Annotated in this window: 24 protein-coding genes and 1 pseudogene; 12 read left to right on the top strand and 13 right to left on the bottom strand. The window is 71.1% G+C overall.

Annotated elements, in window-relative coordinates:
• Positions 1-284 precede the first annotated feature (284 nt).
• From MVG78_RS10890 to queG, 4 genes are all read right to left on the bottom strand, one after another.
• The gene (locus MVG78_RS10890) at positions 285-557 is read right to left on the bottom strand and encodes a hypothetical protein (RefSeq protein WP_247551415.1); all 273 of its coding nucleotides are present in this window, start codon (positions 555-557) and stop codon (positions 285-287) included.
• A gap of 45 nt (positions 558-602) precedes the next feature.
• Positions 603-1,109 (bottom strand): LGFP repeat-containing protein, encoded by a 507-nt coding sequence (locus MVG78_RS10895; RefSeq protein WP_247551417.1) that lies wholly within the window; start codon positions 1,107-1,109, stop codon positions 603-605.
• 343 nt (positions 1,110-1,452) lie between these two features.
• A complete protein-coding gene (gene queC / locus MVG78_RS10900; protein WP_247551419.1) occupies positions 1,453-2,172 on the bottom strand; it encodes a 7-cyano-7-deazaguanine synthase QueC in 720 nt (239 codons plus the stop codon).
• A complete protein-coding gene (gene queG / locus MVG78_RS10905) occupies positions 2,169-3,284 on the bottom strand; it encodes a tRNA epoxyqueuosine(34) reductase QueG (protein ID WP_247551421.1) in 1,116 nt (371 codons plus the stop codon). Before queG ends, queC begins: the two co-directional genes overlap by 4 nt.
• 90 nt (positions 3,285-3,374) lie before the next feature.
• On the opposite strand from queG, the gene MVG78_RS10910 reads away from it, so the two are divergent.
• Positions 3,375-4,166 (top strand): SDR family NAD(P)-dependent oxidoreductase, encoded by a 792-nt coding sequence (locus MVG78_RS10910; RefSeq protein ID WP_247551423.1) that lies wholly within the window; start codon positions 3,375-3,377, stop codon positions 4,164-4,166.
• 32 nt (positions 4,167-4,198) lie between these two features.
• On the opposite strand, the gene MVG78_RS10915 is transcribed toward MVG78_RS10910, so the two are convergent.
• The gene (locus MVG78_RS10915) at positions 4,199-5,284 is read right to left on the bottom strand and encodes a malate/lactate/ureidoglycolate dehydrogenase (protein ID WP_247551425.1); all 1,086 of its coding nucleotides are present in this window, start codon (positions 5,282-5,284) and stop codon (positions 4,199-4,201) included.
• A 230-nt stretch (positions 5,285-5,514) separates the two neighbouring features.
• On the opposite strand from MVG78_RS10915, the gene MVG78_RS10920 reads away from it, so the two are divergent.
• On the top strand, positions 5,515-5,733 hold the full coding sequence (locus MVG78_RS10920) for a DUF3126 family protein (RefSeq protein ID WP_019459592.1): 219 nt from the start codon (positions 5,515-5,517) through the stop codon (positions 5,731-5,733).
• 64 nt (positions 5,734-5,797) lie between these two features.
• Here the strand turns inward: MVG78_RS10920 and queF are convergent, their stop codons facing one another.
• From queF to MVG78_RS10940, 4 genes are all read right to left on the bottom strand, one after another.
• A complete protein-coding gene (gene queF, locus MVG78_RS10925) occupies positions 5,798-6,232 on the bottom strand; it encodes a preQ(1) synthase (protein WP_051417676.1) in 435 nt (144 codons plus the stop codon).
• Between the two features lie 110 nt (positions 6,233-6,342).
• Complete coding sequence (tgt, locus tag MVG78_RS10930; RefSeq protein ID WP_247560407.1) at positions 6,343-7,521, bottom strand: tRNA guanosine(34) transglycosylase Tgt; 1,179 nt, start codon at positions 7,519-7,521, stop codon at positions 6,343-6,345.
• Between the two features lie 47 nt (positions 7,522-7,568).
• Entirely contained in the window at positions 7,569-8,627 is a 1,059-nt protein-coding gene (gene queA, locus MVG78_RS10935) for a tRNA preQ1(34) S-adenosylmethionine ribosyltransferase-isomerase QueA (RefSeq protein ID WP_247551427.1), read from the bottom strand.
• A gap of 90 nt (positions 8,628-8,717) precedes the next feature.
• Positions 8,718-9,047, bottom strand: coding sequence for a hypothetical protein (locus tag MVG78_RS10940; RefSeq protein WP_247551429.1), 330 nt, complete (start codon positions 9,045-9,047; stop codon positions 8,718-8,720).
• Positions 9,048-10,034: 987 nt separating this feature from the next.
• On the opposite strand from MVG78_RS10940, the gene MVG78_RS10945 reads away from it, so the two are divergent.
• The 5 genes and pseudogenes from MVG78_RS10945 to ykgO all read left to right on the top strand — a co-directional run bounded on the left by MVG78_RS10945 (position 10,035) and on the right by ykgO (position 13,812).
• Positions 10,035-11,246: a Zn-dependent hydrolase gene (locus tag MVG78_RS10945; protein ID WP_247551430.1), complete on the top strand. Its 1,212-nt coding sequence runs from the start codon at positions 10,035-10,037 to the stop codon at positions 11,244-11,246.
• Between the two features lie 250 nt (positions 11,247-11,496).
• A complete protein-coding gene (minC, locus tag MVG78_RS10950; protein ID WP_247551432.1) occupies positions 11,497-12,258 on the top strand; it encodes a septum site-determining protein MinC in 762 nt (253 codons plus the stop codon).
• A 110-nt stretch (positions 12,259-12,368) separates the two neighbouring features.
• Positions 12,369-13,187 (top strand): septum site-determining protein MinD, encoded by an 819-nt coding sequence (gene minD, locus MVG78_RS10955; RefSeq protein ID WP_247551434.1) that lies wholly within the window; start codon positions 12,369-12,371, stop codon positions 13,185-13,187.
• A complete protein-coding gene (gene minE / locus MVG78_RS10960; RefSeq protein WP_247551436.1) occupies positions 13,184-13,597 on the top strand; it encodes a cell division topological specificity factor MinE in 414 nt (137 codons plus the stop codon). Before minD ends, minE begins: the two co-directional genes overlap by 4 nt.
• Before the next feature lie 90 nt (positions 13,598-13,687).
• Positions 13,688-13,812: pseudogene (gene ykgO, locus MVG78_RS10965) on the top strand (type B 50S ribosomal protein L36).
• A gap of 144 nt (positions 13,813-13,956) precedes the next feature.
• Here ykgO and MVG78_RS10970 read toward each other — a convergent pair.
• A complete protein-coding gene (locus MVG78_RS10970; protein WP_247551438.1) occupies positions 13,957-14,409 on the bottom strand; it encodes a MarR family winged helix-turn-helix transcriptional regulator in 453 nt (150 codons plus the stop codon).
• Positions 14,410-14,575: 166 nt separating this feature from the next.
• A complete protein-coding gene (locus MVG78_RS10975; RefSeq protein WP_247560565.1) occupies positions 14,576-14,749 on the bottom strand; it encodes a hypothetical protein in 174 nt (57 codons plus the stop codon).
• Positions 14,750-14,889: 140 nt separating this feature from the next.
• On the opposite strand from MVG78_RS10975, the gene MVG78_RS10980 reads away from it, so the two are divergent.
• The 3 genes from MVG78_RS10980 to MVG78_RS21560 all read left to right on the top strand — a co-directional run bounded on the left by MVG78_RS10980 (position 14,890) and on the right by MVG78_RS21560 (position 17,379).
• Positions 14,890-15,498, top strand: coding sequence for a tetratricopeptide repeat protein (locus MVG78_RS10980; protein ID WP_247551440.1), 609 nt, complete (start codon positions 14,890-14,892; stop codon positions 15,496-15,498).
• A 46-nt stretch (positions 15,499-15,544) separates the two neighbouring features.
• Complete coding sequence (locus tag MVG78_RS10985) at positions 15,545-16,126, top strand: NUDIX domain-containing protein (protein ID WP_247551442.1); 582 nt, start codon at positions 15,545-15,547, stop codon at positions 16,124-16,126.
• A gap of 68 nt (positions 16,127-16,194) precedes the next feature.
• The gene (locus MVG78_RS21560; RefSeq protein WP_282615011.1) at positions 16,195-17,379 is read left to right on the top strand and encodes a bifunctional transcriptional activator/DNA repair enzyme AdaA; all 1,185 of its coding nucleotides are present in this window, start codon (positions 16,195-16,197) and stop codon (positions 17,377-17,379) included.
• Here MVG78_RS21560 and MVG78_RS11000 read toward each other — a convergent pair.
• Both MVG78_RS11000 and pyk read right to left on the bottom strand, forming a co-directional pair.
• Positions 17,281-17,859 (bottom strand): hypothetical protein, encoded by a 579-nt coding sequence (locus MVG78_RS11000; protein ID WP_247551444.1) that lies wholly within the window; start codon positions 17,857-17,859, stop codon positions 17,281-17,283. The genes MVG78_RS21560 and MVG78_RS11000 overlap by 99 nt on opposite strands.
• A gap of 7 nt (positions 17,860-17,866) precedes the next feature.
• On the bottom strand, positions 17,867-19,279 hold the full coding sequence (gene pyk / locus MVG78_RS11005; RefSeq protein ID WP_428480642.1) for a pyruvate kinase: 1,413 nt from the start codon (positions 19,277-19,279) through the stop codon (positions 17,867-17,869).
• Positions 19,280-19,497: 218 nt separating this feature from the next.
• Here pyk and MVG78_RS11010 point away from each other — a divergent pair, with 218 nt between their 5' ends.
• Entirely contained in the window at positions 19,498-20,022 is a 525-nt protein-coding gene (locus tag MVG78_RS11010) for a GNAT family N-acetyltransferase (protein ID WP_247551446.1), read from the top strand.
• Between the two features lie 260 nt (positions 20,023-20,282).
• Positions 20,283-21,308 (top strand): TerC family protein, encoded by a 1,026-nt coding sequence (locus MVG78_RS11015; protein WP_247551448.1) that lies wholly within the window; start codon positions 20,283-20,285, stop codon positions 21,306-21,308.
• Positions 21,309-21,524: the final 216 nt, after the last annotated feature.

Raw genomic sequence — 21,524 nt, forward strand, 5'->3', positions numbered from 1 at the left:
GCAATGTCGGGCTGTCTTTCGCTCCTGGCGATCGGTTTAGCAAGTGAGAATTGCTTGCAAATAACCGGTCGCAATCCTGTTCCTCGGGCAGGTCATGGCCCATGGACGTGTCCCATCTCCCCGGCCGCTGGTGGAGAGGCTCTGCCTTCCCCCCGGACCAGAAGGTGCGGCGCCTCACCGGAGGTGCCCAGGCTGGGACAGGCCCCAGGAAGCCGCCGCCCGCAGCATACCGGCCGGCCTTCCGGACGGCCCACCGGCGCTGTGGGCGAAACCGCCGGGCGATGTCAGAGCGCGGCGGTGGCCGACTGGTGCGAGTAGAGGTCGGTCGCCCGCACCTGTGCGCCGCTGAGACCCGCCAGCGTGACCGGAATCCGGTCGGCGATGCGTCCGTTGCCGGCCACGGCCACGATATGCGTGCCAGTCTGGTGCGTGGTCGGCCCGCCGCCCGCGAAGAGGTCGTAGGCGACCTCGGCGCTGTTGCCACCGGTGAAGCTGTCGCCCTGCACCTCGATAAACCGGCCGCCATCGAGGATGGCGCGGAGCTGGATATGCGGCACGGGGACGCCTTCGCCGATATGTTCATGCGCGCCGCCGGCTGACGTCTAGCGCATCATCCCGCCCTGGAAGCGCTGCATCCGGCCACCGCCGGGCTGGTCGCGCTCCTCCTCCAGCGGGTAGTGCAGGGCGCTTTTCTCCCAGCCCATCTGCGCCCAGCGGTCGCGGATGGCACCATAGACCTCATGCGGGCCGGTGGCCGGCGTCCAGTAGATGGAGGCTTCCGGACGGCCCGGGCGCTGCATCGCGCGGAAGTGGTTGAAGCGCCCGACCTGGTCGGGGCAGCTGGTCTCGTCGTTGATCGGATAGCCGAACTGCTCCCGCCCGATCTGGCGCCAGCGGACGCCAATCGCGCCGTAGACTAGGTGCGCCCCGGTATTCGGATGCCAAACGATGGTCTGGCCGCTCTGGAAATCCTGGAACCGCCCGGTGCCGTCAAAGGTCGGCGTTTCGTTGTTGAGAGGCGCGCCGAGGCGCCCGCCGAGGCCGCCGAGGCTTAGCCACTTCTTCTCGATATCCCCGAAAACCACGAGGTTCCCTACTTGAGTCGGCATCGTCCTGCTCCCTGGATCATGTCCACAGGGGGAGCCTGGACGTGGGCGGCTGGGGTTTCGCCCCGCAAATGGAGCAGGGCGGGATGACGCCGCGGTCATGTCGTTCTGATAAAGGAATAAACCGACGCGGGCTTGGCCAGGATCAGAAACCTATCCGGGCGCAGGCCGACCCGCCGCGACGGTCATGTTGCCCTTGCTGGCCGGGCTGTGCCTGATGGAGGTCTCGCCATGAGAACGGCGCGGGCAGATGCCGCCTCACCCGATCGTGATCAGGCTCGGCCTGTTGCCGCGGCGCTGGGACGGGAACTCGGGGGAAGGGGAAAGCCCGTCAGAAGCCGCCACCTCAGCCCGGCGGCTCGGCGACGAAGCCTTGCCAGCCCCGTGCACGTAGCTCGCAGGCGGGACAGGTGCCGCAGCCATAGCCCCAGGGATGGCGATGCGTGCGGTCGCCCAGATAGCAGGTGTGGCTGTCCTCCAGGATCAGCTCCACGAGCTCCTGCCCGCCGAGGTCGCGGGCGAGGCGCCAGGTGGCGGGCTTGTCGCGCCACATCAGCGGGGTGTGGAGGACGAAGCGGCGTTCCATGCCGAGATTGATGGCCACCTGCAGCGCCTTGAGCGTGTCGTCGCGGCAATCCGGATAGCCGGAGTAGTCCGTCTCGCACATGCCGCCGACGAGATGGCGCAGTCCCCGGCGATAGGCGAGGGCCGCGGCGAAAGTGACGAAGAGGAGGTTGCGGCCGGGCACGAAGGTATTGGGCAGCCCGTCCTCGCGCATCCGGATCGCGATCTCCGCCGTCATGGCGGTGTCGGACACCTGCGACAGCGCCTCCAGCGGCAGGGTGTGGTCGGGTCCGAGCTTCGCCGCCCAGCGCGGGAAGCGTTCCGCGAGGCGCCGGCGGAAGGTGTCGCGGCATTCCAGTTCCACCCGGTGGCGCTGGCCGTAGTCGAAGCCCAGCGTCTCCACATGGGCGAAGCGGTCCAGCGCCCAAGCGAGGCAGGTGGCGCTGTCCTGGCCGCCGCTGAACAGGACCAGGGCGCCGTCCCCGGAAAGATTGTCGGTCATGGCGTGAGGTTCTCCAGGCGGGAAACGGCCCAGGCGGCCGCCTCCGCCACCACGGGGTCGGGGTCTCCGGCGAGGCGGCGCGCTTCGGGCAGGAGCGACGGGTCGGCCGAGTTGCCGATGGCATAGAGCACGTTGCGGACGAAGCGGTCGCGGCCGATGCGCTTGATGGGGGAGCCGGAGAAGAGCGCGCGGAAGGCGGCGTCGTCCAGCACGGCCAGATCCGCCAGGCGCGGGGCGGCGAGGTCCTCCCGCCCGATCAGGGCCGGCTCGGTGGCGGCCCGGGCGAACTTGTTCCAGGGACAGGCGGCAAGGCAGTCGTCGCAGCCATAGATGCGGTTGCCAAGCCGCGGGCGCAGCGCCTCCGGGACCGGCCCCTTGTGCTCGATGGTGAGGTAGGAGACGCAGCGGCGGGCATCGAGCCGGTAGGGGCCGAGGAAGGCATCGGTCGGGCAAGCGGTCAGGCAGCGGTGGCACTGGCCGCAATGGTCCGTCTCCGCAGCATCGGGCGCGAGGTCGAGCGTGGTATAGACCTCGCCCAGGAAGAGCCAGGAGCCGTGCGCGCGGGACACCAGGTTGCTGTGCTTGCCCTGCCAGCCGATCCCGGCCTGCTGGGCGAGCGGCTTTTCCGCCACCGGCGCGGTGTCCACGAAGACCTTGAGCTCCATGGGAGATTCGCCTCCGGCGAAGCGGGCCATCATCCAGCGGGCCAGGGCCTTCAGCCGCTTCTTCACCACGTCATGATAATCGCGGTGGCGGGCATAGACGCTGATCGTGCCGCGATCGGGGCGGGACAGGTTGGCGAGCGGGTCCTCCTCCGGCCCGTAATTCATGCCGAGGCTGATCACCGAGACGGCCTCCGGCCAGAGCGCCCGCGGGTGGCTGCGCTGCTCGGCGCGCTCGGCCAGCCAGCCCATCTCTCCATGCATCCCGGCCTCCAGGAAGGCCCCCAGGCGCTCGCGCACCTCCGGCCCGAGATGCGCACGGGCGAAGCCCACCGCGTCGAAGCCCAGGCGCAGGGCCTCGTCCCGGATGGCGTCGCGAGCGGTGCCCGGGGCCGGCGGAGCGGGGCTGGCCGTGTCGGGACGGGATGTGGCGCGGAGGGTGGCGGACATGGTTCCGGCCCTATCTGTCGCCCCCGGCACCGCACTGCAAGGATGGACGCGCGCCGGCGGGGAGTCATGCCAGGGGGCGATAGCGGGGTGATGGCCGAGAGGGAGTCGGGGGCGATGGAGAAGGAATTCGCGGGGCGGCGCGTGGTGGTGATGGGCGGCAGCCGGGGCATCGGGCGTTCCACGGCGCTGCTCTTCGCCGCGCGCGGAGCCGCCGTGTCGATCTGCGCGCGCGGCGCCGCGACGCTGGAGGAAACGCGCCAGGAGATCGCCGCCCTCGGCGGCCTGGCCCATGCCGGGGTGGCCGACCTGTCGCGGGAGGCGGATATCGCCCGCTACATCCCCGAGGCGGCGGCGGCGCTGGGGGGCCTCGACGTGCTGGTGAACAACGCCTCGGGCTTCGGCATGTCGGATGACGAGGCGGGCTGGGCGGCCTCGCTGAACGTCGATGTCATGGCGGTGGTGCGGGCGAGCCACGCGGCGCTGCCCTTCCTGGAGGCATCGCCGCGGGAGAAGGGCGGCGGCAGCATCGTCAACATCGCCTCGATCTCGGCGATGCGGGCCTCGGCGCGCTCGGCGCCCTATGGGGCGGTGAAGGCCGCGGTGATCCATTACACCGGCAGCCAGGGGAAGATGCTGGCGCGCCGGGGTATCCGCGCGAACTGCGTGGCGCCGGGCTCCATCGAGTTTCCTGGCGGAAGCTGGGAGCAGCGCCGGCTGGCGGGGGAGAAGCTCTATGCCGACACCCTGGCCTCGATCCCCTCCGGACGGCTGGGCCGCCCGGAGGAGGTCGCGGAGGTCATCGCCTTCCTGGCCTCGCCGCGCGCGAGCTGGGTGACGGGGCAGACCATCGTGGTGGATGGCGGCCAGCTCGTCGGCCCCTGACGGACAGGGACCGGCAAAACGGGCGGAGGGCCTCAGCCTTCCGCCTGGACCCCCACGGACCGGGCCGCGGCGACGATCCCGGCCCAGCTCGTCTCGTCGATGGGGATGCCCTCGGCGAGGCGCCGCGCCATGGTCCGGCGCTCCGGCTCCCCGGCCACCAGTACCTCCTCGCCCGGCTGCGGCGGGGACGCCTTCACATGCGCGATGCAAGCGGCGACCTCCCGCTGGAACTCCGCCACGTCGCCCAGCCGGGCGGGGTCGAAGACGAAGCTCAGCATGTTGTTGACGATGCCGCGCCGGGGGCTGTCATCCCCGACATTCGGCCCGCCGCCGCTCAGGCCGCCGGCCAGCACCTCGCACATCAGCGACAGGCCGAAGCCCTTGTGCCCGCCGAAGGGCAGCAGGCAGCCATGGGCGCCCTGGCCATCGGCATTGCCGGCCCCCTTGTCCTGCGTGCCGTAGAGGGCGTTGGGATCGTCCGTCGGGCGCCCCTCCGCATCCAGCAGCACCGGGGCGGGCAGCTTCTTGCCGGCATTGCGGGCGACGCGGACCTTGCCCATGGCGATGGCGCTGGTGGCGAAATCCAGTACCAGGGGCGGCTGGCCCTCGCCGCAGGGCACGGCGATGCAGAAGGGGTTGGTCTGCAGCCGCCCGTCGCTGCCGTTATGGGGCGCGACGAAATAGCTGGGGCCGAGCCGCACATTGGCGAAGTGGATCGAGATCAGCCCGGCGGCGGCCGCCATCTCGCCGAAGGCGCCGATGCGGGCGAGGTGGTGGGAGTCGCGGATCGCCGCCACGGCGATGCCGGTGGTGCGCACGCGGTCGATGGCCCAGCGCATCACCTCGCGCCCGATCACCTGGCCGAAGGCGTCGCGGGCATCCACCACCGCGAAGGGGCCGTCGTCGCGCAGGAAGCGGGGCGGCGTGTTGGGCACCAGATGCCCGTCCTTGCAGTCCTGGAGATAGTCCGGGATCAACCCGACGCCGTGGCTGTCATGCCCCTTGAGATTGGCCTCCACCAGATCGCCGGCGACGGTCGCGGCCTCCCCGGGGCTGCTGCCGGCGGCCTGGAAGATGCTGGCGGTGAGGGATTGCAGGCGATCGCAGGCGATCAGCATGGCGGGTTCTCGCTCCCTGTGACGGGTTCTTGGGGCTCTGATTCCTGCCCGGAAGCCTGGACGCGGAGGGGCGGGTGCACAAGCCGCGCGGGCCGCATGGCGGCCACCGGCCAGGGGAACTCCGTGGCGGGAAAAGAGCCGTTTGGCCGTTTGGGCATTCCATGTGCGGGCCGAAGAGACTATCTGCCCCCGGTTCAGACGTTTTTTCTTCAAGTCACGGTGATTGCTTCATGACCCCTGCCGAGATCGCCCAGGTCCAGGCCCATCTGCGCAAGCAGTTCAACAACCAGCAGATCGTGGTGGCTGCGCCGAAGCGCCGTGGCGGCAGCGTGGAACTGCGCATCGGCGACGAGTTCATCGGCACCATCCACCGCGATGCCGAGGATGGCGAGGTCTCCTACGCCATCCAGATGGTGGTGCTGGCCGAGGACCTGAACCAGATCGACTGATGCGGATGGCGGCCTGCCGTGGCAGGCCGCCGGATCGCGGCCTCCGCTCCCGGTCCCGTTCCGCTCAGCCCCGGCCGCGATAGCCCGGCACGTCCTGCGGCGGAATCCAGACCCCCTCCGGCGCCGCACCCGTCTGCCAGAAAACGTCGATCGGGATGCCGCCGCGCGGATACCAGTAGCCGCCGATGCGCAGCCAGTGCGGCTTCAGCTCCCGCACCAGCCGGTCGCCGATCTCCACCGTGCAGGCCTCGTGGAAGGCGCCATGGTTGCGGAAGGAGGTCAGGTAGAGCTTGAGCGACTTGCTCTCCACCAGCCAGCCATCGGGCACATAGTCGATCACCAGATGCGCGAAATCCGGCTGCCCCGTGATGGGGCAGAGCGAGGTGAATTCCGGTGCGGTGAAGCGGACGCAATAGCGCTTGTCCGGATGCGGGTTCGGCACGCGCTCCAGCCGCGCCTCCTCCGGCGAGGCGGGCTGGGCGGTGTGCTGGCCGAGCATGGTCAGCCCTGCCAGGGGATTGATGCCGGGGCTGCCCGGCGGGAGGTCGGCGGCGCTCTCATGGCCGGGGGTGGGGCGGCCGGTGGTGCCGGAGGAGGTGTCGTTGTCGCTCATGCTTCTGCACTCGTTGCGGGGGCGGGGCCGCCCGCCGGGCCACCCGTGGGATCGGCCGAGGCGCGGCCGGCGGAAGGGAGCGTGGCCTGGCCCGTGGACGCGGCGGCGGTCTCCGCGGCGCCCTCCGCCCATCCGGCCCCGATGCGCGCGGCCTCGTCCTCGAACCGCCCTTCCAGGATGGCATCGCGCAGCCGCGCCATCAGCCTCTGATAGTACCGGATGTTGTGCCAGGTCAGCAGCATCGGGCCGAGCATCTCCTCGGCCTTGAAGAGATGGTTCAGATAGGCGCGGCTGTGCCGGGTGCAGGCGGGGCAGTCGCATTCCGGGTCGAGCGGCCGCAGGTCCTCGGCGAATTTCGCATTCCGCAGGTTCATCACGCCGCGCGAGGTATAGGCGCGCGCGGTGCGGCCCGAACGCGTCGGGATCACGCAGTCGAACATGTCGATGCCGCGCCGGACGGCGCCGATGATGTCGGAGGGCGTGCCGACCCCCATCAGATAGCGCGGCTTGTCCCGGGGCAGCAGCGGCGTGGTGACGTCGAGGGTGGAGAACATCATCTCCTGCCCCTCGCCGACCGCGAGGCCGCCGACCGCATAGCCCTCGAAGCCGATCTCCGTCAGCGCCCTCACGCTCTCGGCGCGCAGCCCGGCATAGACGCTGCCCTGCACGATGCCGAACAGGCCATAGCCGGGGCGCGGCACGAAGGCCTCGCGGCAGCGGGCGGCCCAGAGCATGGACTGGCGCATGGATTTCGCGGCCTCCTCCTCCGTGGCGGGGAAGGGGGTGCATTCGTCCAGGCACATGGTCACGTCGGCATCCAGCAGGTGCTGGATCTCGATGGAACGCTCCGGCGTCAGCCGGTGCTTCGAGCCGTCGATATGCGAGTGGAAGGTGACGCCATCGGCATCCATCTTCCGCAGCTTGCTCAGCGACATGACCTGGAAGCCGCCGGAGTCCGTCAGGATCGGGCCGGACCAGTCGACCATCCGGTGCAGCCCGCCCAGGCGGCCGACGCGCTCCGCGCCGGGGCGCAGCATCAGGTGATAGGTGTTGCCCAGGATCATGCGGGCGCCGGTGGCGCGCACCGCGTCGGCGGTCATCGCCTTCACCGTGCCGGCGGTGCCCACGGGCATGAAGACCGGCGTCGGCACCTCCCCATGCGCGGTATGCAGCATGCCCGCGCGGGCGCCGCCATCGGTGGTCTCGAGCGTGAAGGACAGGGTCACGGGGCGGAATCCTCCCGCCGCAGCAGCGAGGCATCGCCATAGGAATAGAAGCGATAGCCGGATGCGATGGCGTGGTCATAGGCCGCGCGCACGCGCGCCGTGCCCGCATAGGCGCAGGCCAGCATGAACAGCGTGCTCTTCGGCAGGTGGAAGTTGGTCAGCAGCACCGGCGCCGAGCGGAAGCGGTGGCCGGGCAGCAGGAAGAGTTCGGTGAGGCCGCGGAAGGGGGCGATCGTGCCATCCTCCCGCGCGGCGCTTTCCAGCAGGCGCAGCGCCGTGGTGCCGACCGCGACGACGCGGCGGGCGGCGTTGATGCGGGCAGCGGCCTCGGGCGTGATCTCGCCCCATTCGGCATGCAGCCGGTGCTCGCGCGGGTCGTCGCCGCGCACGGGCAGGAAGGTGCCGGCGCCGACATGCAGCGTTACCGTGGCCCGCCCGATGCCGCGCTCCTCCAGCGCCGCCAGCAGGCGCGGGGTGAAATGCAGGCTCGCGGTGGGCGCGGCGACGGCGCCGGGCCGGTCGGCGAAGACGGTCTGGTAGTCCTCCCGGTCCGCCGCCACCGGGCCGCCGGGGCGCTGGATATAGGGCGGCAGCGGCACCTCCCCGGCACGTTCCAGCGCGGTGAGCAGCGCGGCCTCGTCGGGGCCGAAATCCACCAGCACGGCCCCGCCCTCTTGCCGCTCCACCACGCGGGGCGCGAGTTCCGGGGCGCCGTCGATGGCCAGGATGTCGCCGGGGCGCAGGCGGCGGGCGTTGCGGGCCAGGGTATGCCAGACGCCCCCGCCCTCGGAACGGTTCAGCAGCAGCTCGATCGCGGCCTCCCCGCGCCGGGCATGGAGGCGGGCCGGGATGACGCGGGTGTCGTTGACCACCAGCAGGTCGCCCGGCTCCAGCAGGCCGGGCAGGTCGGAGACATGGCGGTCGGCGAGGCCGTCCGGACGCACATCCAGCAGCCGCGCGCTGTCACGCGGCTGGGCGGGGGACTGGGCGATGGAGGCTTCGGGGAGGGTGAAGTCGAAATCCACCGTCCGGAGGGGTGGGAGGGAATGAGGCACGCTTGAGGACTCGCTGGCAGGCGGCGGCCCCTAGACCGCGCGGCCACGCCTGTCCAGTCTCGCCCCCTCCCATGGGCAGGGAGGGGGAGGTCAGGTCTCCTTGGCGATGATGCCGTTCAGGGTGCGGCAGGCCGCGACCACGGCGATCAGCAGCACGCCATTGCGGATCAGCCCTTCCGGCGTGACGTCATGGCCACCGAGATAGAGGGAGCGGGGCAGTTGCGTCACCACGCTCTGCAGCATCGGGTCGAGATGCAGGTTGGCGGCAAGATTCACCAGAACCCACCAGGCGATGCCGGCAACCAGAAACAGGGGCGCCAGGATCTCGGCGACCTGCTCGATGAAGGTCAGGGCGAAGGTCGCCACGCCACAGATCAGGATACGCAGGGTCCGGCCCAGGATGGCTTCCAGCCGGGCCATGGGCGAGCGGTCCGCACGATCATCCAGAACGCCTCGGCGCGACACACCCGACATCGCCATTCCCCTCAAAATCCAGCACCGCCTCAGGCCCGGCGGCAGGACAGAGGCTTGCCGGCCATACCGCCAGGACGGCCACACTAGCCTCAGGGGCCGGGGGAAGGCCACCGAGGACCGATCACGCTCGCGATGGTTGCAGGCTCCGCGCAACAGGCGTGGCCCCGGGAGCACGCCGGCTGCCGGGTGGCAGACGTCCTCCGGACGCAGGGCCCTGCCTCAGTGACGGGGACGGCGGTCCTGGGCGCGGACAGGGATGGGAGCTGGCTGGCCAGCCGCCTGCGCGGCGGCAGCGGCCGCTGCGGCGATGGCGGCCAGGGCAAGGGAAATCGCGATCATCATCCTTCCTTTCCTGCCACGGCCGGGAACCGCGTGACACGATATTCCGGAACGGGGACATCCGCGGCGGGTTCCTCGCCGCACATCCCCCGTTCCTCTGGAGCGGCGGAAGCGCCTCGGACGGTTTCCGCCGGGGACAGGGCGATGTCCCTCGGCCTCCACCGCCCGGATCGCAGCCCCGGCTGCCCTCTGCCCGGGTTCCGGGCCGGAGGCGGGGGCCGAGGTGCTTCCGCACCATGCTTCCGTCATAGATTTTACGGGCCGGGCCGCCGGACAAGATGCCTGCGGGGAGGCCCACCAATGCGGCGGGCGCAACCCGCCGGAAACAAACCCTTTGGGCGCAGCGCCGGATCGGCGCCGCATACCGGGCGCGGAACCGGCCAGCGGCGCAGGCGCCGCCCGTCCCGTCCGGTCCGACCATGCCGGTCTGCCTCTCCGCCATCCTGACCTCCGACGGCATCCCTCTTCCCGCGCCTGCTCAACGCGCCGATCGCCCATCGGTTCGGCAGCCACTGTGCGGATGCGGCGGAATCAGCGGAAATTTCCGCCCCGCCGTGGCTTGCCGCACCCGGTTCCGTCCGTAAGCTCCGCCGCATGAGCCAGAGCAACATCCAGCCCGACACCGACCGCTTCCTGGCGGACCTCAACGAGCTGCGCCGGATCGGCGCCTTCAGGACCGGCGTGCACCGCCCGACCTTCAGCGAGCAGGACATGGAATCCCGCCGCTGGCTGATGGCGCGGATGGAGGAGGTGGGGCTGGTCCCCGAGATCGACGGCATCGGCAACGTGCTGGGCCGGCATCCCGGGCCGGGACCGAAGCTGCTGGCGGGCTCGCATATCGAGAGCCAGAACGAGGCCGGCTGGCTGGACGGCGCGCTGGGCGTGGTCTCGGCGCTGAACCTCGCCCGCGCCGGCCTGCCGGTGGACGTGATCGCCTTCGCCGATGAGGAAGGGCACTACGGCTCCTTCATCGGCTCGCGCTCCTTCACCGGGCTGCTGGAGGAGGCGGAGATCGACCGCCTTTCCAACCGCTATCACGGCAAGCCGCTGCGACAGGCGTTGCAGGAGGCGGGCCTCGCCGGCAAGCCCCGGCTGCGGATGGAGGAAGGCCGCTACAAGGGCTTCCTGGAGATGCATATCGAGCAGGGCACGACGCTGGAAAGCGCCGGGCAGCAGATCGGCGTGGTCACCGGCATCGTGGCGATCTGGCAGTACCGCATCGCCTTCGAGGGTATGCAGGACCATGCCGGCGGCACCACCATGGCGGAGCGGAAGGATGCCGGCCTGGCGGCGGTGCGCCTGCTCGCCTGGCTGGACCAGGAATTCCCCCGCCATTGCGGCGAGCGCACGGTCTGGACCTGCGGCCGCATCGTGCTGGACCCGGGCGCGGCCTCGATCATCCCCGGCAAGGCCGAGGTGCTGTTCCAGTTCCGCGACATCTCCATGGAGGTGCTGGAGCGGCTGGACGGGGTGCTGCGCCGGGGCGTGCAGGAAAGCAACCGGCGCGAGCGCTGCACCGCCACGCTGGAGGTGGTGAGCCAGTCGAAGCCGGCCCCCTGTGACCCGAAATGGCAGGAGGTCCTTTCCGCCGCGGCGGAGGCGCTGACCCCGGGCGGCTGGCAGCGCATGCCCTCCGGCGCCGGGCACGATGCCCAGTACATGGCCCCGCATGTGCCGACGGCGATGCTCTTCGTGCCCTCGATCGGCGGCATCAGCCACCACTGGAGCGAGGACACCAGGCCGGAGGACCTCGCCATGGGCCTGCGCGTCATGGCCGAAGGGGCGCGGCGCTTCCTGGCCGAATGAGCGAGGGGCGGCGGGAGGTCGATTGCAGCCGCCGGAGCGCTTCTCCTTCCCTCAGGCCCTGCCGGGTCCGGAGGCCGCCCCGAAAGGCAGCCGGACCCCCGCGCGATGAAGCCCTGGAGAGAGGCGCCCGGGGCACAGCCCAGGGGTCATGCCCGCCCGCACGGGCCGCCGTGCCGAGAGGCGGCTTACGCCACCCCCCTTGGACGTGTAGTCTTGTCCCGAGAGTTTCACCCGGGGAGATAGCGTCCGGATGTCCGCACAGGTTGCCAATCTCCGCCCCGGTGGGGCCGTCGATCTCTTCCGGCTGAGAGCCGCCAATTTCAGCCTGCTGGTCCTGCGCCTGTTGGATGCACGGGTGGAGGCGGTGGTGCCGGCCATCGCCGACCAGTTCCGCCGCGCCCCGGGCTTCCTGCGCAACGCGCCGATCGCCATCGGGCTGGACGACCTGGAGGACGGCGCGCAGGTCGATTTCGAGACGCTGATCCGGGAACTGCGCGCCGCGGCTATCCAGCCCATCGGCACCACCGGCGGCTCGCCCGCCCTGCGCTCGGCCGCCCTTTCGGCCGGGCTGCCGCCCCTGCGCAGCGTGGGGGACGCGAAGGAGGAGATTCCCGCCTTCACCCAGGCCCCGTCCGCCGCCCCGGCGCCCGAACCGGTGGCCGCGCCGGAGGCGCCGCCCGCCCGGCGCACCATGATCGTGGACGGTTCCGTGCGCGCCGGGCAGCGGGTCTGGGCCCAGGGCTGCGACCTGGTGATCAACGGCACGGTCAATCCGGGCGGGGAGGTGATCGCGGACGGCCATGTCCATGTCTGGGGCGCGCTGAAGGGCCGGGCCGTGGCCGGTGGGGCGGAGGATACCGAGGCGCGGGTCTTCGCCTTGCAATTCGACCCCGAACTGGTGTCCATCGCGGGTTACTACGCGGTGCGCGACGGGCTGGGCGAGGCGCCGATCGGCAAGGCGGTGCAGGCACGGCTGGTGGGCGAGAGCATGCGCTTCGACCGGCTGGGCTGATCCCCGGCCATGGGGAGGCGCCCCGTGCAGGGGCCGGCGGGTCGGGCTGGGGCTGACTCGCCGGGGCCGGTGGTGCTGTAAGACGGGTTTGACAAGGGGGACTGGGCGCGATGGCGCAGGTGATCGTGGTGACTTCGGGCAAGGGCGGCGTGGGCAAGACCACGTCCTCCGCCGCCATTGCGACCGGGCTGGCACAGACGGGCAAGAAGGTGGCGGTGATCGACTTCGACGTCGGCCTGCGGAACCTGGACCTGATCATGGGTGTCGAGCGGCGCGTCGTCTTCGACCTGGTGAACGTCATCTCCGGCGAGGCGCGGCTGAGCCAGGCGCTGATCCGCGACAAGCGCGTGGATACGCTGAGCATCCTTCCCGCCTCCCAGACGCGCGACAAGGAAGCGCTGACGAAGGAGGGCGTGGGCAAGGTCATCGACGACCTGGGCAAGGACTTCGACTACATCCTCTGCGACAGCCCGGCGGGCATCGAGAAGGGCGCGCTGCTGGCGCTCTACTTCGCCGATCAGGCGATCGTGGTGACCAATCCCGAGGTCTCCTCGGTCCGCGACAGCGACCGCATCCTGGGCGTGCTGCAGAGCAAGTCCCGCCGCGCCGAGGAGAACAAGGACCCGGTGCGGGAGCACCTGCTCGTCACCCGCTATGACCCGGCGCGGGTGGAGAAGGGCGAGATGCTGAAGCTCGACGACATCCAGGAGATCCTGCGGATCCCCCTGCTGGGCGTGATCCCGGAGAGCGAGAGCGTGCTCAAGGCCTCCAACACCGGCAACCCGGTGATCCTGGATGCCGAGAGCAATGCCGGCCAGGCCTACAAGGATTCGGTGGCCCGTTTCCTCGGCGAGGAGCGGCCGATGCGCTTCCTGGGCGTGGAGAAGAAGGGCCTGCTGTCGCGCCTGTTTGGCGGGAGGGCCGCATGAGTTGGCTCGCCTTCTTCCGCAACCGCAAGCCGGAGCCCCAGACCGCCGCCGCGGCCAAGGACCGGCTGCAGATCATCCTGAGCCATGAGCGGATCAGCCGGAACGGCGAGGATTTCCTGCCCAAGCTGCAGCAGGAGATCGTCGAGCTGGTGGCGCGGCATGTCGCGATCAACCCGGAGAAGGTGAAGGTCGATCTGGAGCGGGGCTCCGATCTCTCGGCCCTGGCCATCACCGTGGAACTGCCGGGCCCCGAGGCGGTGGCGCCGAAAGCCGCCGCCAAGGCATCCGAGGGGACGGCCGGGAAGGCGGCTGCGAAGGCCGAGGGGGAGAAGGCCCCGGGAGGCGACAAGCCAGCCGAGAAGGCGGCCGCCAAGCTGCCGGAAAAGGCCCGCGAGAAGCACGTCGGCTGACACCCGTTTCCCACCCGCCGGGGTGCCGCGAAGGTTGACCTTCGCGCCCCCACGCCCTATAGGCCCCGGCCAAATTCGGAAGTGTTTGTGATGAAGATCCGCAATAGCCTCAAGAGCGCCAAGACCCGTGACAAGAACTGCGTGCTGGTTCGCCGCCGCGGCCGCCTGTACGTGCTCAACAAGAAGAACCCCGGATGAAGGCCCGCCAGGGCTGAGATCCGGGGGCGCGGGAACTCCGGCGCCGTCCGGGCTTCCCGGACCCTGGCCGGGGCGGCTCCGCCCCCTCAGACGAAAAGCCCGCCGTGGGTTCCACGGCGGGCTTTTTCGTTCCGAATCCCTGCCGGGCAGGAGCCCGGACCTTATCCTGGCCGGATCGTCGCGATGCGTTGGTCGAGCTGTTCCAACACCCTGGTGCAGAGCTGGAGCTCGTCCTCCGGCAGGCCGGCGAGCAGCTCCTGCTCCATCTCCTGGATGCGCGGCCGGACCTGGGCCACGATGGCCTGGCCTGCGGGGGTCAGGCGCAGGCAGCGGGCGCGGCGGTCGTTCTTGTCGGCGTTGCGCTCCACGAAGCCGTCCCGCTCCAGCGCATCCAGCAGCCGGACGAGGCTGGGCCGCTCGATCCCGAGTGAGGCAGCCAAGTCCTTCTGATGCACTCCATCGCCCAGCTTGGCGAGATGCACCAGCGGCCGCCAGACGGCATCCGTCAGCCCCTCCTGCTGCAACCGCGCGTCGATCAGGGCCCGCCAGCGCCGCGCCAGCAGCAGGAGGCGGTAACTGAAGTCCAGGTTGGTGGGGGCGTGCGCCTGATCCATGGTCGGATGGGCTTAGCACGGGAAATCGTTCCGGTCAGGCGTACCATTCCCCCAGCCGTACCATTCCCCTGGCCCCTGGGGAGCGGAAAATCCCCCGCTGGGGCAGCCCCGCAAAGGGGCCGGCCACCACCGGCCCCTGGGGCACTGCTTCTCAGGGCTTGGTTTCTCAGGGCTTGGTGATGCTGTTCACCGTGCGGTCCATCGACCGGCCCACCGATTCGGCCGGGCCGCTCGGCGGGTCCAGCGTGTCCCGGATCTTCTGGCCGGTGGTCCGCTCGGCACAGGCGGCGAGGCTCACCGCGGCCAGCAGGATCAGGGCGGCGGGCTTCATGATCGACAAGGGCATTCTCCTCTGGGAACTTCGCAGGAGGTAACCGGGCGAATCCGGGCCGGGTTGCAGCGCCGCCGCGTGGCGCCCGGGGCGGGTGGCGGGAATGTCACAACGCTTGCGTCACGCCGTCATGGCGCCATCCTCAGGCCATGCGCATCGCTCCCGCCCTGCTCCTGCCGACGCTCCTGCTCCCCACCATCGCTCCGCAGTCGTCTGTCCGGGCCGAGGCCCAGCTCCTGCCCATCCAGGCCAGCCGGCGCCCCGATCCCGCCGCCTCCCAGGCCGAGACGCAGCGCCTGCTGGACGCCCTGGCCCGCGCCCCGGATGGCGAGGCCGCATCGGCCATCGAGGCGCAGATCCGTCGCCTCTGGGCGGCCCGGGCCAGCCCGGCGGCGGCCCTGCTGATGCAGCGCGCGGCGCGGAACATGGAGGCCCGGGCCTATGCGGATGCGGTGGAGGACCTGGATGCCGCCATCACCCTGCAGGCGGATGACCCACGGAGCTGGGTCCTGCGCGGCCAGGCCCAGGCGGCATTGGGGGACCGCCGGGCGGCGGCGCTGGACCTGCGGGAGGCGCTGCGCCTGGAGCCCCGGCAGTTCGACGCGCTCCTGGCCCTGTCCACGCTGCAGCAGGACAGCGGCGACCTGGCCGGCGCCTTGCGCAGCCTGGAGGCAGCGATGAAGATCAACCCGCGCATGGCGGGCGGCGAGGCGAGGCTGCGCGAATTGCGGCGGCGCGCCCTGGGCGACAGCACCTGAGGCGACCCCCGGAACGCAACGAGGCAAGCAGGAAGGGATATCTCTCATGGACGACCGCGTGCGCATGCGCGAGGTCCGCGTGCTGTCCGACGACACCTATATCCTGCGGCGGAACACCTTCGATTTCCGCCGCCGCGATGGGCGCTGGCAGACCCTGGTGCGGGAAACCTATGACCGGGGCGATGGGGCCGCGATCCTGCTCTGGGAGCCGGAGAAGCGCACGGTGCTGCTGGTGCGGCAGTTCCGCTTTCCCGCCTATGCGGTGGGGCACAAGGAGGATCTGGTCGAGGTCCCGGCCGGCCTGCTGGACGCGCGCAGCCCCGAGGAAGCGATCCGGCGCGAGGCGGAAGAGGAGGCCGGCATCCGCCTGGACATGCCGCGCCGGCTCTTCGAGGCGTTCATGAGCCCCGGCGCCGTGACCGAGCGGATCACCTTCTTCATGGCCGAGTACAGCGCCGCCGACCGCATCGGCGCCGGCGGCGGGCTGGAGGAGGAGGGCGAGGATATCAGCACGCTGGAGGTGCCACTGGACGAGGCCCTGGCGATGATCCGGCGTGGCGAGATCGTGGACGCCAAGACGATCATGCTGCTGCAATACGCCCGCCTGCACGAGCTGGGCGAAGCCTGACGGGGAGGGGCGGATACCGGCGCAACGCCCGGATGGCGGGCAGGGCCCTTGCCATGGGACAGGAAGACATGAGCGACACCCTGCTTTCCCCTCCCGAAGCGCCCCTTCCCGATGAGGCGGACCGCCTCTGGGACTCGCTGCTGCGACGCGAGCCGCGCCGCGACGCGGTCTATGCGGTGACAACGCAGGGCGTCTGGTGCCGCTTCGGCTGCCCCTCGCGCCTGCCCCTGCGCCGCAACACCCGCTTCTTCGCCGATGGCGGGGCGGCGGAGGCGGCGGGCTTCCGGCCCTGCCGGCGCTGCGACCCTCGTGGCGAGCGGAGCCGGCTGCATGCCGAGGCCGTGCGCGCCGCCTGCGAGATGATCGAGACGGCGGAGGGCATCCCCTCCCTGGCCGTGCTGGCGGAACGGGCAGGCTATGCCCGGCATCACTTCCTGCGCCTGTTCCGCGAGGTGACGGGCGTGACGCCACGTTCCTATGCCGAGGGCGTGCGGGCCCGGCGGCTGCAACGCGCGCTGGGCGAGGGCGCGCGCGTGGCGGATGCGGTCGCGGAGGCCGGTTTCGGCAGCGAGAGCCGCGTCTACGGGGCGCCGGGCAGCGTGCTGGGCATGACGCCGGGCGCGGCGCGGCGGGGCGGGGCGGGGGAGGAGATCCGGACCGCCTTCGCCGAGAGCACCCTGGGCCTGCTGCTGGTGGGCGCCACGGAGAAGGGGGTCTGCTTCCTGGGATTCGGGGAGGACCGGGAGGGGCTGGAGGGCGACCTGCGGCACCGTTTCCCCCGGGCCGCGATCCGCCCGGCGCCAGAGGAGCTGGCGGACATCCTGCGCGGCGTGGTGGGCTTCATCGCGGAGCCGAAGGCGGCCCTGTCGCTGCCGCTGGACCTGCGCGGCACCGCCTTCCAGCGGCGGGTCTGGGAGGCACTGCAACGCATCCCCCTGGGCGAGACGCGCAGCTATGGCGCTCTGGCCCGCGCCATGGGCGAGCCCCGGGCGGTGCGGGCGGTGGCACGGGCCTGTGCCTGCAACCCGGTCTCGCTGGCGGTGCCCTGCCACCGCGTGCTGGGGCAGGATGGCGACCTCACCGGCTACCGCTGGGGCCTGGAGCGCAAGCGGGCGCTGCTGGCCGGCGAGGCGGCGGGGCAAGGGGCGCGGGCATCACGCCCCGGGAAGGACCGGTCCGCGCGAGCGGCCTGTCCCGCCGACGAACCCCCGGGTGGGCGCAGCACGGCCACGGCCGGGGCCGTGGCGGGCTGAACCCGCGCTACTTCTTCGCCGGGGCGGGCTTGGCGGCCTGCGCCGGCGGAGTGGCCCCCTTGGAGGGCGGCGGCGCGGCCTGGGCGCCCGGCGGGGGTTGCCACGGAAGCTCAGCGTCTCCGTTCCCACCTGATCGGTGCCCACCAGCGTCCATTGGCCGGTCAGCGTGCCGTTGGGCAGGATCTTGTAGATCGCCAGGCCGGGCTGGCCGCCCGCCGTGAAGCCCACCGCGAAATTCTCCTTGGTGGACATGGCATAGCCCTCGTAGCGGCCGATGTTGGTTTCCCAGAGCACCTGCCAGGAGGCCTCGCCGACACGGTGCATGGCGAGGGTGCCGTCATAGGAGGAGCCGTCGGGCCCGTTGCCGATGACGTTGTAGAAGCCGTCCTTCTGCGCATGCGCCGCCGTGGGGACGGCGAGGCAGAGGCCCAGCGGCAGGAGGGCGGTGATGAGCCCCGTCAGGAGCCGGCGGCGGAACATCCGGGAATCAGCCTTTCTTGTCTGGTGCCTTGTCGCCGACGGTGGCGACGCGGAGGGCGTTGGTGGTGCCGGCCTGGCCGAAGGGGACGCCCGCGGTGACGACGATCTCCTCGCCGCGATTGGCGAAGCCCTCGGTGGAGGCGGCACGGGTGGCGCGGCCGACCATCTCGGTCATCGAGTGCGGCGTGGCGGAGTGCAGCGCATGCGCGCCCCAGACCACGGCAAGGCGGCGGGCGGTGTCCTCCTCCGGCGTCAGGGCCAGGATGGGGGAGGAGGGCCGCTCCCGCGCCACACGCAGCGTGGTGGAGCCGGTGGAGGTGAAGGTGGCGATCGCCTGGGCGCCGATGGTGGCGGCCACCTGCCGGGCGGCGGTGGCGATGGCGCCGGCGGTGGTGGCCAGCGGTTCCGGCCGGGCGGCATCCGTCAGGCGCCGCCAGCCCTCGTCGCTCTCCACGCGGGACAGGATGCGGTCCATCATGTTGACCGCCTCGAAGGGGTACTGGCCCGCCGCGCTCTCGGCCGAGAGCATCACCGCATCGGCGCCGTCGAAGACCGCGGTGGCGACATCCGAAGCCTCGGCCCGGGTGGGCGCGGGGGCGGAGATCATGCTCTCCAGCATCTGGGTCGCCACCACCACAGGCAGGCCGCGGTTGCGCGCGGCACGCACGATGCGCTTCTGGATCAGCGGCACTTCCTCGGGCGGGCATTCCACGCCCAGGTCGCCGCGTGCCACCATGACGCAGTCGGTCAGCGACAGGATCGCGTCGAGATTCTCGACCGCCTGCGGCTTCTCCATCTTCACCATGATCCAGGCGCGGCCATCGGCGATCTTCTTCGCCTCCGCCACGTCCTCGGGGCGCTGCACGAAGCTCAGGCCGATATACTCGATGCCCAGCGGCAGCACGAAGGCGAGATCGGCGCGGTCCTTCTCCGTCAGCGCAGGGATCGGCAGCACCACGTCGGGCACGTTCACGCCCTTGCGGTCGGACAGCGGGCCGCCCACCACCACCTCGGTCTCCAGGTGGTCCTCGCGCTTGCGGGTCACGCGCAGGCGCAGCTTGCCGTCGTCGAGCAGCAGCGTGGTGCCGATGTTCGCGGCCGCGATGATCTCGGGATGCGGGAGCTGCACGCGCCGCGAATCGCCCGGCACCGGCGAGAGGTCGAGGCGGAAGCCCTGCCCCGTCTGCAACTGCACCCGGCCGCCGCCGAACTTGCCGACCCGCAGCTTCGGCCCCTGCACATCGGCCAGGATGCCGATCGGGCGGCCGACCTTCTTCTCCAGCGCCCGGATCGAGACGATGTTGGCGGCGTGGCCCTCATGCGAGCCATGGCTGAAATTCAGCCGGAACACGTCCGCGCCCGCGCGGAACAGGCGCTCGATCATCTCCGGTGTCGAACTCGCCGGGCCCAGCGTGGCCACGACCTTGCGGTGCGGCGCCGGCGGCGCAACGGAATCCTCTGTGGCATGAAGCCTCCTGAAAGGGTCCGGCCGGAAGGGACAGGGTCGGCAAGAGGCCGCCAGCTTCCGGCAAGGCCTCTTCCCACAGGCGTCCCTGGGTGCCAAGCCGGGGTGGACGTGAAGCGGGTTGCGCCCAGCGCGGGGCAAGGGTGCGGGGCCAAGGGCTGGGGATATCGGCGATGACGGAAGGGCCGGGCGAGGCCGCCCCCTGGCGGGCCATGGCGGCGGCGGATCTCGCTTCCGTCGGGTGGGTCGCGGAGCGGGTGCATGCCGACTACCCGGAGGATGCGGCGGTCTTCGCCGAACGCCTGTCGCTCTTCCCCGAAGGCTGCCTGGTGCTGGCCCCCGCATCCGGAGGGATCGGCGGCTACGTGATCGCCCATCCCTGGCAGATCGGGCAGCCACCCGCCCTGAACAGCCTGCTCGGCGCCCTGCCGGCGGCCCCGGATACGCTCTACATCCACGATATCGCCCTGCTGCCGGACCGGCGCGGGGGTGGGGCCGCCATGCAGGCGCTGGCGCGGCTGGAAGACCTGGCGCGCCGGCAAGGGCTGCCGGGCCTGTCGCTCGTGGCGGTCGGGGGATCGCCCGGCTTCTGGCTCCGGCGCGGCTTCCGGGAGCAGGCGGACGAGGCACTGCACGGGAAGCTGCGGAGCTATGACGGGGCGGCGCGTTATATGGTGAAGGACCTCGCCGCGGGCTGATGCCGGCCCACCGGCCCGTCCATCCCTGGGCCGGAAGCCATTTTTCCCTTGCGGAAAGATGGCCGAATGTCCATGTTCCTGCCCGATCCGGGCCCCTCTGGCGTCCCGGCGGATCGGCCGGCCTGTCCCACGGACAGGGCCGCGCGCGTTCCGCCACCGCGATGTCGGATCACCTTTCGCGCAACCGGGCCCGGCGCGCATCCAGAATTCCCGCATGCGGATTCTGCCGTCTGGCCCTTTGAGAGGAGGAGCCACCCGGCATGGAGGCCTCACCGCTTTTCTGGGTCCTGTTCAACGCGGGCGTCCTTGGCCTGCTGCTGCTCGACCTCGGCGTCTTCGCGAAGAAGGATGCCAGCGGCGCGCCCGCGCCCGTTCCCGTGCGCACCGCGCTGATCAAATCCGCCGCCTATATCGCCCTGGCGCTGCTGTTCTTCGGCTGGATGCGGATGAGCTACGGCCTCACGCCCGAGGAACGGGCGACCAACAGCCTGGAATTCCTCACCGGCTACCTGATCGAGTGGTCGCTCTCGGTCGACAACATCTTCGTCTTCGTCCTGCTCTTCGCCCGCTTCGGCGTGCCGGCGGCCTATCAGCACCGCGTGCTGTTCTGGGGCATCATCGGCGCCCTGGTGATGCGCGGCGTGATGATCCTGGTCGGCACCGCGCTGCTGCGCGAATTCGACTGGCTGATGGTGGTCTTCGGCCTGTTCCTGGTCTGGTCGGGCTGGAAGATGCTGCGTTCCGCCGAGCAGGAGCACGACCCCGCCGACAGCGGCGTGCTCCGCTGGATGCGGGCGCGCCTGCCGGTGACGGACGGCTTCCGCGGCAATGCCTTCACCGTGCGGGAGGCCGGCAGGTGGATGGTCACGCCGCTGCTTCTGGTGCTGGTGCTGATCGAGCTGACGGACCTGTTCTTCGCGCTGGACAGCATTCCGGCCATCTTCGCCGTCTCGACCGACCCGTTCATCGTCTACACGGCGAATGTCTTCGCCATCCTGGGCCTGCGCGCGATGTACTTCGCCCTGGCGGGGGTGATCCACCGCTTCCACTACCTGAAGCACGGGCTCTCGGTGGTGCTGATGATCGTGGGCGCGAAGATGCTGGCCAACTGGTATGCGGGCGGCAAGGCGGTGCCGGTGGAATACGCGCTGCTGCTGACCGGCGCGATCATCGCCACCTCCATCGCCCTGTCGCTGTGGAAGACCCGCAACGACAAGCCGCAGGACGTGGCGCATCAGGGGGCCGCACCGGAGAAGGTGGAGGCGCTGAGCGGCAAGAGCGGCTGATCCGGGCCGGCGGCCTGCCTCGGCCCCGGCCGGGGCGGCATCTTGCATCCGGCCGCAGCGAGGGCCAGCGAATGGCAGGTTCAGGAGCCCCAATGGGAGACCGGAGCTCCTGGCGGACAGAGGAGTATGGGGGGCTGAGGCCATGCCTCAGCCGGAGCCTTCCCCCGGGCCGAAAACGCGACGCCGGACCATCCAGCGCCGTCGCGACCGGTCCCG

Origin of the sequence: Roseomonas gilardii subsp. gilardii, assembly GCF_023078375.1 — a bacterium.
GTDB classification, from domain to species: domain Bacteria; phylum Pseudomonadota; class Alphaproteobacteria; order Acetobacterales; family Acetobacteraceae; genus Roseomonas; species Roseomonas gilardii.

Bases quoted from the DNA above. Each gene is read 5' to 3' on its own strand.
- MVG78_RS10895 (WP_247551417.1), bottom strand. From the start codon at position 1,109: ATGCCGACTCAAGTAGGGAACCTCGTGGTTTTCGGGGATATCGAGAAG.
- queC (WP_247551419.1), bottom strand. From the start codon at position 2,172: ATGACCGACAATCTTTCCGGGGACGGCGCCCTGGTCCTGTTCAGCGGC.
- queG (WP_247551421.1), bottom strand. From the start codon at position 3,284: ATGTCCGCCACCCTCCGCGCCACATCCCGTCCCGACACGGCCAGCCCC.
- MVG78_RS10910 (WP_247551423.1), top strand. From the start codon at position 3,375: ATGGCCGAGAGGGAGTCGGGGGCGATGGAGAAGGAATTCGCGGGGCGG.
- MVG78_RS10915 (WP_247551425.1), bottom strand. From the start codon at position 5,284: ATGCTGATCGCCTGCGATCGCCTGCAATCCCTCACCGCCAGCATCTTC.
- MVG78_RS10920 (WP_019459592.1), top strand. From the start codon at position 5,515: ATGACCCCTGCCGAGATCGCCCAGGTCCAGGCCCATCTGCGCAAGCAG.
- queF (WP_051417676.1), bottom strand. From the start codon at position 6,232: ATGCTCGGCCAGCACACCGCCCAGCCCGCCTCGCCGGAGGAGGCGCGG.
- tgt (WP_247560407.1), bottom strand. From the start codon at position 7,521: ATGCTGCATACCGCGCATGGGGAGGTGCCGACGCCGGTCTTCATGCCC.
- MVG78_RS10940 (WP_247551429.1), bottom strand. From the start codon at position 9,047: ATGGCCCGGCTGGAAGCCATCCTGGGCCGGACCCTGCGTATCCTGATC.
- MVG78_RS10945 (WP_247551430.1), top strand. From the start codon at position 10,035: ATGAGCCAGAGCAACATCCAGCCCGACACCGACCGCTTCCTGGCGGAC.
- minC (WP_247551432.1), top strand. From the start codon at position 11,497: ATGTCCGCACAGGTTGCCAATCTCCGCCCCGGTGGGGCCGTCGATCTC.
- minD (WP_247551434.1), top strand. From the start codon at position 12,369: ATGGCGCAGGTGATCGTGGTGACTTCGGGCAAGGGCGGCGTGGGCAAG.
- minE (WP_247551436.1), top strand. From the start codon at position 13,184: ATGAGTTGGCTCGCCTTCTTCCGCAACCGCAAGCCGGAGCCCCAGACC.
- MVG78_RS10970 (WP_247551438.1), bottom strand. From the start codon at position 14,409: ATGGATCAGGCGCACGCCCCCACCAACCTGGACTTCAGTTACCGCCTC.
- MVG78_RS10980 (WP_247551440.1), top strand. From the start codon at position 14,890: ATGCGCATCGCTCCCGCCCTGCTCCTGCCGACGCTCCTGCTCCCCACC.
- MVG78_RS10985 (WP_247551442.1), top strand. From the start codon at position 15,545: ATGGACGACCGCGTGCGCATGCGCGAGGTCCGCGTGCTGTCCGACGAC.
- MVG78_RS21560 (WP_282615011.1), top strand. From the start codon at position 16,195: ATGAGCGACACCCTGCTTTCCCCTCCCGAAGCGCCCCTTCCCGATGAG.
- MVG78_RS11000 (WP_247551444.1), bottom strand. From the start codon at position 17,859: ATGTTCCGCCGCCGGCTCCTGACGGGGCTCATCACCGCCCTCCTGCCG.
- MVG78_RS11010 (WP_247551446.1), top strand. From the start codon at position 19,498: ATGACGGAAGGGCCGGGCGAGGCCGCCCCCTGGCGGGCCATGGCGGCG.
- MVG78_RS11015 (WP_247551448.1), top strand. From the start codon at position 20,283: ATGGAGGCCTCACCGCTTTTCTGGGTCCTGTTCAACGCGGGCGTCCTT.